Raw genomic sequence first — 13,350 nt, forward strand, 5'->3', positions numbered from 1 at the left:
GCGCAGAGCGCAATGGCGGGCGGCGCACACATGATCCATACAATCCTGCCCCGCCAAACACAATTTTCTTTACAATGCCGTAAAACGCACACTATTCAGCAATTTTCAGGCCATCGGGCACTTCGGTCCTGTTTTGCGGCGCGGGCGGTATTGCCTGCGCCGGCTGATTAAGTGTATAAGTGACTGTATACAAGACCAAATCGGGGAATCCTTTGAGCATTTCAAGCATGACAGGCTACGCGGTTGCCACCAGCGAAGGTGCTGCAGGCACACTGACAATTGAAATCAAGAGCGTCAACTCGCGCTTTCTCGACCTGCAATTCCGGATCAACGACGATCTGCGGGCCCTGGAGCCTGATTTGCGCGCCGCCGTCATGTCCGCCATCACGCGCGGCAAAGTCGAGGTACGCCTGAGCTTTGGCCGCAAGGCCGCGACAGCCGGCACGCAGGCGCTGAACCTGCCCCTGCTGACTGAACTGGCGCGCCTGCAAAACGAAGTGGGCCAGCATTTTGTCTCCGCCCCCGTCATGACGGTGGCCGAACTGCTGCGCTGGCCTGGCGTCATCGAAGAAGCGCAAGTGGGACAAGAGTCCCTGCAGGCGGACGTGGGCGCGCTGACCAAGCGCACCGTGGCCGCCTTCGTCGACAGCCGCAAGCGCGAAGGCGCGGCGCTCGAAGCCGTGCTCGTGTCGCGCATCGAGGCGATGGAAGCCATCGTCAAGCGCATCACGCCATTGATACCGCAAGTGGTCGCGGCTTTCCAGCAAAAAGCCATCGAACGCATGCAGGACGCGCTGGGCCTGGCCAGCCAGGGCTCGAATTCGGCCCTGTCGCGCCAGGACGCCATGGAACGCATCCGCCAGGAAGTGATTTTGTACGGCATCCGCATCGACGTGTCGGAAGAACTGGCGCGCCTGTCGGCCCACCTGGGCGAAACGCGCCACATCCTCACCAAGGGCGGGCAAGTGGGCAAGCGCCTCGACTTCATGATGCAGGAACTGAACCGCGAAGCCAATACCCTGGGCGCCAAGGCATCCGTCAAGGAACTGGCCGACGCCTCGATGGACTTGAAGCTGTTGATCGAGCAGATGCGCGAACAGGTGCAGAACCTGGAATAAGGGCCAGCCTGGCCAGGCATCCTCCATGCCGGCCGCTTTGGGACTGGCTCGCCGCCTTGCCTCTTGGTAAAATAGCGGATTGGGCGCCGCTCGCGCAAGCACCGGCGCCAACAACACGATTATTGAAAGATCCGCATGAGCCACCCTACCGCCTTCTCCGGCAGCCTGTTCGTGGTTGCCGCGCCATCGGGCGCCGGCAAATCGACACTGGTCAATGCATTGCTGGCGCAAGAGCCCGGCATCAAATTGTCGATCTCGACCACCACGCGCGCCCCCCGTCCGGGCGAGCAGCATGGCCGCGAGTACTATTTCACGACGGCGGAAGACTTTGTCGCGCGCGCCGACCAGGGCGAATTCCTGGAATGGGCGGAAGTGCATGGCAATTATTACGGCACCTCGCGCATCATGGTGGAACAGCAAATGGCCGCCGGCACCGACATCCTGCTGGAAATCGACTGGCAGGGCGCGCGCCAGGTGCGCAAGCAATTTCCCCGCGCGGCCGGTATTTTCATCCTGCCGCCGTCGATCGATGCGCTGGAAGAGCGCTTGAACAAGCGCGGCCAGGACGAGCCGCACGTGATCACGCGCCGCCTGCTGGCGGCCGGCGGCGAAATCGCACACGCTCCCGAGTTCGAGTATGTTATTATCAATGAAGAGTTTACGGTCGCTTTGTCCGAACTGAGCGCGATCGTGAGAGCGGCCCGTTGCCGGTTTGCGCAACAAGCGGCCCGCAACGCATCGCTATTCGCCCAGCTGGGCCTGCACGCAGAATAATCATCTCTGCACGCCAGTTCACACAGCACCACGCACACAAATTTAGGAGTTACTATGGCCCGTATCACAATCGAAGATTGCCTGAAGCAGATCCCTAACCGTTTCCAGCTGACCCTGGCTGCGACTTATCGCGCACGTCAGTTGTTGCAAGGCCACACCCCGAAGGTGGAAGCCAAGGACAAGCCTACCGTTGTCGCACTGCGTGAAATCGCTGCCGGTAAAGTCGGCATCGAAATGCTGAAAAAGGTCCCGATGTAATTGGGAACCCGCGTGCCGGAACAGTGCTGACCCCTGGTTCTACCGTATCCTTTATTCACACTGTGAAGCAACGCGACGTTTTATGAGTCTGACCCCAGCCGACACGACTTCCGCAGCACTGCCGCCCCTGGCCCCGCGCCAGGCGGCAAAATCGCAGGGCGCTTCCGCGCCCGGCACCGGCACGTCCGGCAGCAATACCCCCGCAGCACCGCCAGCGCCCGCCCTCGGCGTGGCCTCCGTCAGCCATCTGGCCGACAAGCTGGCCGAATACCTGTCTCCCGCCGACCTGAAGAAAGTCAAGGAAGCCTACCGCTTCTCCGACGAAATGCACCTGGGCCAGATGCGCCGCTCGGGCGAGCCGTATATCTCGCATCCGATCGCCGTCGCCGAAATCTGCGCCGACTGGAAGCTCGACGCGCAAGCCATCATGGCCGCCCTGCTGCATGACGTCATGGAAGACCAGGACGTCAAGAAGGATGAATTGATCGAGCGCTTCGGCGCACCGGTCGCGCACCTGGTCGACGGCCTGTCGAAGCTGGAAAAGATCGAATTCCAGAGCCAGATCGAAGCGCAGGCGGAAAACTTCCGCAAGATGCTGCTGGCCATGGCGTCCGACGTGCGCGTGATCCTCATCAAGCTGGCCGACCGCCTGCACAATATGCGCACCCTGGACTTCATGACGGCGGCGAAAAAGCGCCGCATCGCCAGCGAGACCATGGAAGTGTACGTGCCGATCGCGCACCGCCTCGGCCTGAACAACATCTACCACGAACTGCAGGACCTGTCGTTCTCGCACCTGTACCCGATGCGCTACCGCACCCTGGCGAAAGCCGTCAAGGCGGCGCGCGGCAACCGGCGCGAAGTGGTCAACAAGATCATGGAAGCGGTGAAAAGCACCTTGTCCATGGCCGAACTCGAGGCCGACGTCACGGGCCGCGAAAAGACCCTGTACGACATCTATAAAAAGATGCGCAGCAAGCATTTGTCGTTCTCGCAAGTGCTGGACGTGTACGGCTTCCGCGTGGTGGTGGGCAGCTTTGCCGACTGTTACGTGACCCTGGGCACCCTGCACAGCCTGTACAAGCCCATGCCGGGCAAGTTCAAGGATTACATCGCGATCCGCAAGCTGAACGGCTACCAGTCGCTGCACACGACCGTCATCGGCCCGTACGGCACGCCCGTGGAATTCCAGATCCGCACGCAGGAAATGCACCGCACGGCCGAGTCCGGCGTGGCGGCGCATTGGCTCTACAAAAGCGGCGAATCGAACCCGTCCGACCTGCAGCAGCGCACGCATGCGTGGCTGCAATCCCTGCTCGACATCCAGCAGCAGACGGGCGACTCGGCCGAATTCCTCGAACACGTCAAGGTCGACCTGTTCCCCGATTCCGTCTACGTGTTTACGCCGAAGTCGAAGATCATCGCCCTGCCGCGCGGCGCCACGGCCATCGACTTCGCCTACTCGATCCACACGGGCATCGGCGACCAGACCGTGGCCGTCAAGATCAACAACGAAACCTCGCCCCTGCGCACCGAGCTGCACAATGGCGACATCGTGGAAATCATCACCGATTCCTCGTCGCGCCCCAGCCCGACGTGGCTGTCGTTCGTGCGCACAGGCAAGGCCCGTTCGGCCATCCGCCACCATCTGCGCACGATCAACCTGCCCGAATCGATCGCCCTGGGCCAGCAGCTGCTGTCGCAGGCGCTGCACACCCTGAACATCGACGCCGACCTGCAAGCACCGCTGGTCGAACGCCTGCTCAACGAATCGAGCGCCAATTCCATGGACGAGTTATATGCGGACATCGGCATCGGCAAGCGCATGGCCACCCTGGTGGCGCGCCACATTTTTGGCTTGATCGGCGGCGAAGCGGCCAGCATGCCGGTGGAACACAACAGCGGCAGCGAACTCGACCCTGTCACCATCTGCGGCAGCGAAGGCGTCTCCGTGCAACTGGCGCCATGCTGCTTGCCGATCCCGGGCGACCAGATCATCGGCCAGCTGCGCCGCGACCAGGGCTTGCTCGTGCACACGAGCGACTGCTCGCAAGCGAAACGCCAGCGCGCCAAGGAACCGGACCGCTGGATCGCCGTGCGCTGGGGAACCGAACTGAACCGCCGTTTCGACTGCCGCATCAAGGTGCTGATCAACAGCGAGCGGGGCATCCTGGCCAGAGTCGCCGCCGAAATCGGCGAATCCGACGCCAACATCATCTATGTGGGCATGGACGAAGACAAGGACAACGTCCTCGACCAGCTGCGCTTCACCGTGCAAGTCAAGGACCGGGTCCACCTGGCGGCCCTGCTGCGCAATGTGCGCAGAGTGGCCGGGGTCAACCGCATCCTGCGCGAACGTAACTAGCCCTGGGGTCAGACCCGCCGGGTCTGACCCCAAGCTTACGCCTGCGGCTGATCTCCGCGTTCTGCAACATGTCGCAAAAAATCCTGATCACCAAGTGCAAATTCGGCATTGATACTGGCGCGCAACTGACTCAAATCTCTCAACGACCAATCCCGTTGAAAAAGTTCACGATAGGCAGCCTGTGCTTCCACCTGACTTCTCCCCAAACGCCAATACAGCGGATGTGCAGTTACCAGGCTATCAAGCTCGCCACACGCGTTACAGCGATAGCTGGACCAACGATACGCTCCTGGCAAGTCAACCATCCCAGCACGAACCGGATTGAGTTCGATATAACGCTGACAAACCAGTAGGTATAACTCATCTTGCACCAGGCAAGACTTATAACGGCCATCCCATATGCTTCCAGTCCTTCCGTAACGCCAATTGAAGTATTGCGCAAGCGATTTCATTAAACCAGAGGGAATAGTGGAAGTGTCTGCGGACAGCAGCAAATGCACATGATTCGTCATCAAGACATAGGCATGCAGTCTGCACAGCTTCGCATGTGAGGCCTGGCTCAGTTGCTGCAAATACCAAAGAAAATCAACAGGTTCAAAGAAGCATGATTGTCTGTCCGCTCCACGCTGCACCACATGCAAGGGCATGCCAGGCATAAACAAACGCTGGACGCGGGCCATGACTGCGCCTCCCGTAAAGGAAAGTCCCATTTTGGCGTGACAGGCTTATCGACACCCTGCGTCACCGCAAACTACCCCTCCCCCGGCGCAGGATACGTCACTTCCAGCAATTCCAGTTCCTGCTCGCCCAGCGGCGTGGTGAGGGTGATCACGTCGCCTTCGCGCGCCTTGGTGATGGTGCGGGCCATGGGCGAGACCCAGCTGATCTTGCCGTTCAGGGGGTCGAACTCGTCGATACCGACGATGGTGATGGTGTGCGTTTCGCCGTCGCTGGTGCGGTAAGTTACCGTGGCGCCGAAGAAGACCTGGTCGTTGCCATGGTGCACGCTGGGGTCGACGATGGCGGCCAGGTCCATGCGTTTGGTGAGAAAGCGGATTCGGCGGTCGATTTCGCGCAGTCGCCGCTTGCCGTAGATATAGTCGCCATTTTCCGAACGGTCGCCATTTGACGCCGCCCAATGGACGATGCGCACCACTTCCGGACGGTCGACGTCGATCAGCTGCAGCAGTTCTTCCTTGATGCGCTGATAACCGGCCGGCGTGATGTAGTTCTTGGCGCCGGCGGGAATGGCCAGCGCCAGCGCGGCCGCTTCTTCATCGTCGTCGTTGTCGGATTCTTTTACAAAGGCTTTATTCATCTGTCTATTGTAGCCCCGCCAGGGAGCCACGGGCACACGGGATGCGGGGGCAAGCGGGCTTTTTTGACGTATCATCGTGGCAATCGCGGCAAACCTGCGCCGCACACGGAGACGGATGAAAAAATTCTACAGAGTCAGGCGCTGGCTGTTCGCGCCGCTGGTCTACCTGGCCGCCATCTTCCTGCTGATCGAGGAATGGCTGTGGGCGACCGGGGCCCGCATCATGCAGGTGATCGCGCAATTTCCGCCCCTGCATGCGCTCGAAGCGTGGATCAGGCGCCTGCCGCCGTACTGGGCGCTGGCCATCTTCGTGCTGCCGGCCGTGCTGCTGTTTCCCGTCAAGCTGCTGGCCCTGCTGGCGATCGCGCGCGGCCATGCGTTTTCCGGCATCGGCGTGATCGTCATCGCCAAGCTGGGCGGCGCGGCCGCCGTCGCGCGCCTGTACAGCCTGACCCGTCCCACCCTGTTGAGTTTGCCATGGTTTGCGCGCTGGCATGGCTTGTTCATGGAAACCAAGGACCGCTGGATCGCCCGCCTGCGCGCCACGCGTCCATGGCGCCGAGTCAGCCGGCTGTCGGCCGCGCTGGGCCGCGCCCGCCGTGCCTGGTGGCAGCGCTTGCGCAAAGGCACGCCAGGGCGCCATAATTCCCGCCCTGCCAGGGTGCTGCGCCGCTTCGCCGCCTTCTGGCGCGCCCGCCGCTGATGAAGAAAGCCAACTCCATGCACGACACGCCCCGGCTGGCGCCCGCCCTGCGCGCGGCGGCGCCGGAAATCTATCTGTACGACGCGGCCAGCTTGCAATTGCTGGATGCCAACGATGCCGCCTGCGACAACTTGCAGTATGCGCGCAAGGAATTGCTGGCGATGACGCCCTTCACGCTGGCGCCGCAACTCGACGCGCAGCAGCTGGCCGCCGTGCTGGCCACCCTGGACGACAGCATCGGCGCGCAAGCCCGGCTGCACGTGCAGCAGCGCCGCCGCGACGGCAGCCTGTATTCGCTCAGCCTGCATTTGTCGCGCGCCCACCGCCACGGCCGCGCCCTGCTGCTGGCCGAGGGAGAAGACTTGCGCACGCCGCAGGCGACGGCCGCCGCGCTGGCGCAGGTGCAGTCGCGCTTCAACGCCATCGTCTCGAATACGCCGGGCCTCGTGTACCAGTTCTGCCTGCATGCGGATGGACGGGCGTCCTTTGCCTACCTGAGCGACGGTTGCCAGGCCCTGCTGGGCCTGAGCCCGGCATTGCTGCACGCGCGCCCTGAACTGTTTTACCAGTTGATCCTGGCCGACGACCGCGCCTCGTATCTGGAATCGATGCAGGCGTCAAAAACGGCCTTGTGGAGCTGGAACTGGGAAGGCCGCATCTGGATCGATGCCTGGAAAGACGTCAAATGGATCAACCTGCGCTCCACGCCGCGCGCGCTGGCCGACGGCACGGTGCAGTGGGAAGGCATCATGACGAATATCACGGAAAGCCGGCTCGAGCAGATCGAAGTGCGCCAGTCGCGCGCCCGCCTGGCCGAGCTGACTGCGCATATCGACAAGGTCAAGGAACACGAACGCACGCGCCTGGCGCGCGAACTGCACGATGACCTGGGTGGCAATTTGACGGCCATCAAGATGGCCTTGGCCATGCTGGCGCGCCGCCTGCCGCCGGACGATACCCAGCTGCAGGAAAAGGCCGACTATGTCGACGCCCTGGTCGACCGCAGCATCGACGCCGTGCACCGCATTTCGCTGGACTTACGCCCCTCCATGCTGGACCTGGGTCTGGTCGCCGCGCTGGACTGGCAAGTGAAGGAATTCGCGCGCCAGGCAGGCATCGAATGCCAGTTCATTTCGAACCGCCAGCACATCGACCTCGAGCTGGACCAGGCAACGAGCCTGTTCCGCATCGCCCAGGAAGCGCTGACGAATATCGCCAAGCATGCGCAGGCGAGCAAGGTCACCGTGCGCCTGGCCCGGCAGCGCCAGCATATCAGCCTGTCGATCGCCGACAATGGCGTCGGCATGCGCCTGTCCGACCGCGCCAAGCCGCAATCGTTCGGCATCCGCGGCATGGCAGAACGGGCCAGCGCGCTGGGCGGCACCCTGAGCCTGATGGATGGGCCGGGCGGCGGCACCATCCTGAGCATAAAAATCCGGCTGACCACGGCGCGAGAGGCGATAATAGCGGCTGCAGCCAGTGCGCCAGCGCACAGCGGGCCGCCACCAGACGCGGCCTAGTGGGTGAATCAGATAGGAAACAACGCAGTCATGAAAGAAAAAGCCACCATCCGGGTATTCATCGCCGACGATCACGCGATCGTGCGCGAAGGCTTGAAGCAAATCCTCGCCGACACGAAGGACATCATCGTGGCCGGCGAAGCCGAAAATGGCCACGACGCCATCAAATTGTTCCGTGGCTCGAAATGCCAGGTGTTGCTGCTCGACATCTCCCTGCCCGACCGCAGCGGCATCGAGGTGCTCAAGCAGATCAAGAAGGAAAAGCCGGAACTGGCCGTGCTGATGCTGTCCATGCACCGCGAGGACCAGTACGCCATCCGTTCGCTCAAGGCGGGCGCGGCCGGCTACCTGACGAAACAGAGCGCGCCGCGCGAGCTGGTCACGGCCATCCGCCAGGTGGCGCAAGGCTTGAAATACATCAGCGCCTCGCTGGCGCAGGAACTGGCCAACACGGTGGGCGAAGACCACGAAACGGCATTGCACGACACCTTGTCTGACCGCGAATACCAGACCCTGGTCATGATCGCTTCGGGCAAGGCGGTAGGCGCCATCGCCGAGGAGCTGAAATTGTCCGTGAAAACCGTCAGCGAATACCGCGCCCGCTTGCTGGTCAAGATGAAACTCAAGAATAGCGCCGAACTGACGCACTACGCCATCCGCAACCAGCTGGTGGATTGACGGCAAAGCGGCATGCCCGCTGGCATCGGGCGAATTGGCAGGACTTCTCCTTGCTTCTCGCACAATAAGTTCTTTGCCAACTCGCATATCATGAGGATAATGAGAAATATCTGAAAAGGCTGTGCCTACATGTCCAGTAAATTGCCATCTTCCCCAGCAAGCGCTCCCGCTGGCGCCACGAATACCGCCGCCGCGGCGATGAACCCGGCCGATATCGCCCGCGAAGCGTTTCGCCGCCTGGCCACGCGCCGCATCGCCCCGACACCGAGCGCCTACCGCGATATCTACAATGAAATCGCCGGCATCAGCGAACCGGCGGACAGCCCTGCGGCGCCTGGTGCCGTGCTGGCAGCGAGCGCACCCACGGAAAGTGGCGCGGAAAACGTCCTGACGCAATTTGCCGCCAAGATGAGCGAATCGGCGGGCGAACTGGGCGACTTTGGCAAGCGTTTCCAGCGCGCACTGAAAGCACGCGACTGGGACAGCTATGCGCGCACTCTGGCGCAACTGGCGGAGAAACAGGTCAAGAAAGGCGGCGGCATCGAATTGCCGCCCCTGCCGGACGGCGAACAGACGCGCACCCTGCGTGAATTGCTCAGCCGCACCCTGGGCTTTGCCGTCGCCACCTTGCTGACGGGCACGCCCGCGCTGGTGGAAGAGGCCGAATCGCTGGGCGCGGCCATCAAGCAGGCCCATACGGAAGAAGCGCTGAACGAAGCGGCCCTGCGCCTGAAGCAGCTGTGCTACCAGATCGAACTGAAAAGCGGCGACACGGCCGAGCAGCAAGAATTGCTGCTGCGCCTGTTCAAGCTGCTGCTCGACAACGTCAGCCAGTTGCTCGACGACGACAGCTGGCTGCGCGGCCAGGTCGATGCCGTGCAAAACCTGATCGCCGGCCCGCTCGACCAGCGCGCGCTGGAAGACGCCACGCGCAGCCTGAAGGAAGTCATCTACAAGCAAAGCCAGCTCAAGCACAGCCTGTCCGACGTCAAGCTGACGGTGAAAAACATGATGATGACCTTCATCGACCGCCTGGGGCAAGTGGCGGCCAGCACGGGCGACTTCCATGAAAAGATCGGCGGCTATTCGGAAAAGATCAGCCAGGCGGAAAATATCAGCGAACTGAACAGCGTTCTTGACGAAGTCTTGCGCGAAACGCGCATGGTGCAGAACGAAGCCTTGCGCGCACGCGACAAGATGGTGCTGGCGCGCCAGGAAGTGCAGGATGCGGAGCAGCGCATCCACACCCTGGAAGCGAAGCTCCAGCATATGAGCGAACTGGTGAGGGAAGACCAGCTGACGGGCAGCCTGAACCGCCGTGGCCTGGACGACGTGTTCGAGCGCGAAACGGCCCGCTCCGACCGCCGCGGCACGCCGCTGTGCATCGCCATGCTGGACCTCGATGACTTCAAGCGCCTGAACGATACCTACGGCCACCTGGCCGGCGATGCCGCCTTGAAACACCTGGTAAAAATCGTCAAGGAAACCCTGCGCTCGATGGACGTCATCGCCCGCTTCGGCGGCGAGGAATTCCTCATCCTGCTGCCGGAAACGACGGTCGAGGCCGCCTCATCGACGATGACACGCTTGCAGCGCGAGCTGACCCGGCATTTCTTCCTGCACGACAACGAAAAGGTCTTGATCACCTTTTCCGCCGGCGTCGCCCTGCGCCTGCCTAACGAAGACCAGGCCGAGCTGGTCAAGCGCGCCGACCGCGCCATGTACCAGGCCAAGCAGACGGGCAAAAACCGGGTGGTGGTGGCGGACTGAACCAATTAACTCCGTTAGTGCCGCGGCAGCGGCACCTTCTCATCATTGACTGACAATAACTAACCGCGCTGACGGCTACGCCACGAACCACGCGCCTGAGAGAAAATGGTTTTCCGCGAGAGCAATGTTAACAGCCCCATTAACATCATCGCATATGTTGATGGTTCCGGGACCGCCGATGTTAACGTTACATTCAGGGACTTCTTCTCGTCAAAATAGGTAAAATCATCCGCTATTCGCCCTTCATTCTTCGACATGATCACAAAGCTCATCGCTCCGGCATTTTTTTGATACTGCTGATTGGCAAAGTCAGTCATATCGATATATATGGTGGAATTGATGCCGGCCTTGATTTTTCCCAGCGATGCAGTGTAATCGATAACCGGCGTTCTACCACGGGTGAGCGTACCGCCATCCCAGTCATTTGACATAGCCCATATTTGCAGGGGAGCTCCATTCATATAGCTCTGCCTTGGTGAGTACGATATCTCGAACAGTGCAGATGTCACGGAATTTCCGGCAACATATGCAGGCAAGCTGAACTTTTCATACATCCTGGCTACGCCGCCATTAAACACGTTCCCCGCATAAATTCCACTATAAAAATAGGTGTTACCGTTACGTCCATTGCCGTAGACCGAAATATCTTCCATAGGAGCAATAACAACTGCTTTCGCAAAACTTTGCTGTGCATAGGATGCAATCCCCAACAATAACAGCACAGAAAAAATAATCCTCTTACATGTCATACCAGCTTCCTTCCCTTGACTATACCGAAACACATCACCTATAAGATGAAAAATTGAACCCAATAATGCTTAACGCCTTTAAAAGCAATAGGCCACGTCAATAACAATAAAAACACAACAATAATGCAAAAAATATAATTTTAAAATAATCAAAATCAAGAATACTAAAATTAGGTGGGAGAACCGATAAATTGGATAGTAGCTGAGGCCCGAACAAGAACAATTCCTACCCTGTCTTGAAACAGGTACGCTGTAACCGTAGGAAGCTGGCATCCTTAACATTGACACCAAAAAATGTCTCATTCACAACACCTCAAGAGATATCATTTGCTCATGGCCCTCGCCTGCCCAACAAAATAAAATTATTTTCACCCTAAAGTTTCCAAAAAGCATGTCGTCTAGCGCGCGGCCTGCGACAAACTGAAGGGCTAAAAATTAAAATTTAAAGCACTTTTCGCCATAAATTTTCCCGCAGAGCAACCGTTACCCTAAACAACAGCGGCTTGATTGTCCCGGAACAGCGGGGCAGGCCAAAGTGACTAGCACATAGCGCAATGTAGTACCTGTCTGGAGAATTAACATGGCTGCAGTAATTAACACCAACATCGCTTCCCTGAACTCGCAACGCAACCTGGGCTCCTCGCAAGCATCCCTGAGCACCTCGCTGCAACGCTTGTCCTCTGGCTTGCGCATCAACAGCGCCAAGGATGATGCTGCTGGTCTGGCGATTTCCGACCGTATGACGTCGCAAATCCGCGGCATGACCCAAGCAACCCGCAATGCAAACGACGGCGTCTCGCTGGCCCAAACGGCCGAAGGTGCACTGTCGAGCTCGGGCGACATCCTGCAACGTATCCGCGAACTGGCCGTACAGTCGTCGAACTCGACCAACTCGTCGAGCGACCGCCAGGCGCTGCAAACCGAGGTGACGCAGCTGAACTCGGAACTGAACCGTATCGCCACGACCACCTCGTTCAACGGCCAGGCACTGCTCGATGGCACCATGGGTACGGCCAACTTCCAGGTCGGCGCCGATGCGAACCAGCTGATTTCCGCCAACGGCGCGAACTTCCTGACGAACACATATGGCAACAACCGCGTTGAAAACAACGCTGTTGCAGCCAAACTGACCACGACCAACGTCGTTGCAGCCAAAGATGTCACCGTCAACGGCAAGCTGGGTACCGACAAGTACACCACCGTTGCAGGCGACACCGCCAAGTCGATCGCTGCCGCATTGAATGCCAAAACGGCAAGCACCGGCGTCACCGCCACGGCAAAAACCGAAGCCAACCTGGGCTTGGGTGCGGAATCGTACTCGTTCAAATTGAACGGCGATAATTCTGCACCTGCTGATGCCGTGACTGTTTCGTTCACCGTCACCGGCGCCGCCAACCAGGCGGCCGACTTTGCCGCCGGCATCAACGCGATCAATGCACAAACCGCCAAAACGGGCATCACGGCAAGTTTTGACGCCAAAAATCCTGGCATCAAGCTGAGTAATGCCAATGGTGCCGACATCCAGGTGACGAATGGCGCCACGGCTGCTGTCAAGCTGGACGTCAAAACCTACAACTTGGATAACACGTTGTCGGCGGCTGCTGATACCAAAGGTGCAGCTGCAGTTGGTATCGCCAACGGCAGCGTGACGTTCGATTCGGACAGCAGCTTCTCCGTGACCGATGCGGGTTCCGGCCTGGGCCTGGGTGCGGCGGCCGCTGGAACCACGAATGCTGGTTCGCAGCTGAAATCGGTTGCATCGCTGGACGTCACGACGTTTGCGGGCGCGCAATTGGCCCTGAAGATCACCGATGCGGCACTGTCGACGGTCAACAGCCAACGCGCCCAGTACGGTGCTTTGCAATCGCGCTTCTCCTCGGCGATTTCGAACCTGCAATCGACGACGGAAAACCTGTCCGCATCGCGCAGCCGCATCGTCGATACCGACTTCGCAGCAGAAACGGCCAGCCTGACCCGCGGCCAGATCCTGCAACAAGCTGGTACCGCCATGCTGGCGCAAGCAAACTCGCTGCCTAACGGCGTGCTGAGCCTGCTGCGCGGCTAATCTTCGATTAGTCTCGTCACATCGCCAGACCC

The 13,350-nt window shown here is 60.1% G+C and carries 12 protein-coding genes; 9 read left to right on the forward strand and 3 right to left on the reverse strand.

All coding sequences use genetic code 11. The features are described 5' to 3' along the window. Window positions 1-227 precede the first annotated feature (227 nt). The 4 genes from AC4BCN_RS23385 to AC4BCN_RS23400 all read left to right on the forward strand — a co-directional run bounded on the left by AC4BCN_RS23385 (window position 228) and on the right by AC4BCN_RS23400 (window position 4,515). The gene (locus AC4BCN_RS23385; protein ID WP_034753986.1) at window positions 228-1,118 is read left to right on the forward strand and encodes a YicC/YloC family endoribonuclease; all 891 of its coding nucleotides are present in this window, start codon (window positions 228-230) and stop codon (window positions 1,116-1,118) included. Window positions 1,119-1,253: 135 nt separating this feature from the next. Continuing rightward, entirely contained in the window at window positions 1,254-1,892 is a 639-nt protein-coding gene (gmk, locus tag AC4BCN_RS23390; protein ID WP_080753685.1) for a guanylate kinase, read from the forward strand. A 54-nt stretch (window positions 1,893-1,946) separates the two neighbouring features. Further along, entirely contained in the window at window positions 1,947-2,150 is a 204-nt protein-coding gene (gene rpoZ / locus AC4BCN_RS23395) for a DNA-directed RNA polymerase subunit omega (RefSeq protein ID WP_010400723.1), read from the forward strand. An 82-nt stretch (window positions 2,151-2,232) separates the two neighbouring features. Next, window positions 2,233-4,515: a RelA/SpoT family protein gene (locus AC4BCN_RS23400; protein WP_456150739.1), complete on the forward strand. Its 2,283-nt coding sequence runs from the start codon at window positions 2,233-2,235 to the stop codon at window positions 4,513-4,515. Window positions 4,516-4,550: 35 nt separating this feature from the next. On the opposite strand, the gene AC4BCN_RS23405 is transcribed toward AC4BCN_RS23400, so the two are convergent. Both AC4BCN_RS23405 and greB read right to left on the reverse strand, forming a co-directional pair. Continuing rightward, entirely contained in the window at window positions 4,551-5,195 is a 645-nt protein-coding gene (locus tag AC4BCN_RS23405; RefSeq protein WP_490491875.1) for a transposase, read from the reverse strand. A 71-nt stretch (window positions 5,196-5,266) separates the two neighbouring features. Next, window positions 5,267-5,833 (reverse strand): transcription elongation factor GreB, encoded by a 567-nt coding sequence (greB, locus tag AC4BCN_RS23410; protein WP_035821325.1) that lies wholly within the window; start codon window positions 5,831-5,833, stop codon window positions 5,267-5,269. Between the two features lie 115 nt (window positions 5,834-5,948). Between greB and AC4BCN_RS23415 the strand changes: the two genes are divergently transcribed. The 4 genes from AC4BCN_RS23415 (at window position 5,949) to AC4BCN_RS23430 (ending at window position 10,504) form a co-directional block, all read left to right on the forward strand. Beyond that, window positions 5,949-6,536 (forward strand): hypothetical protein, encoded by a 588-nt coding sequence (locus AC4BCN_RS23415; RefSeq protein ID WP_230517261.1) that lies wholly within the window; start codon window positions 5,949-5,951, stop codon window positions 6,534-6,536. Window positions 6,537-6,553: 17 nt separating this feature from the next. After that, a complete protein-coding gene (locus tag AC4BCN_RS23420) occupies window positions 6,554-8,056 on the forward strand; it encodes a sensor histidine kinase (RefSeq protein WP_490491876.1) in 1,503 nt (500 codons plus the stop codon). Between the two features lie 30 nt (window positions 8,057-8,086). Continuing rightward, a complete protein-coding gene (locus AC4BCN_RS23425; protein ID WP_034753998.1) occupies window positions 8,087-8,734 on the forward strand; it encodes a response regulator in 648 nt (215 codons plus the stop codon). 198 nt (window positions 8,735-8,932) lie between these two features. Next, window positions 8,933-10,504: a diguanylate cyclase gene (locus AC4BCN_RS23430; protein ID WP_490493628.1), complete on the forward strand. Its 1,572-nt coding sequence runs from the start codon at window positions 8,933-8,935 to the stop codon at window positions 10,502-10,504. Between the two features lie 59 nt (window positions 10,505-10,563). Here the strand turns inward: AC4BCN_RS23430 and AC4BCN_RS23435 are convergent, their stop codons facing one another. Further along, window positions 10,564-11,226, reverse strand: a complete 663-nt coding sequence (locus AC4BCN_RS23435) for a DNRLRE domain-containing protein (RefSeq protein ID WP_338679501.1) — start codon at window positions 11,224-11,226, stop codon at window positions 10,564-10,566. 607 nt (window positions 11,227-11,833) lie between these two features. Between AC4BCN_RS23435 and AC4BCN_RS23440 the strand changes: the two genes are divergently transcribed. Further along, the gene (locus tag AC4BCN_RS23440; protein WP_072455362.1) at window positions 11,834-13,318 is read left to right on the forward strand and encodes a flagellin N-terminal helical domain-containing protein; all 1,485 of its coding nucleotides are present in this window, start codon (window positions 11,834-11,836) and stop codon (window positions 13,316-13,318) included. Window positions 13,319-13,350: the final 32 nt, after the last annotated feature.

This window comes from Janthinobacterium sp. Bl 1 (assembly GCF_058215535.1).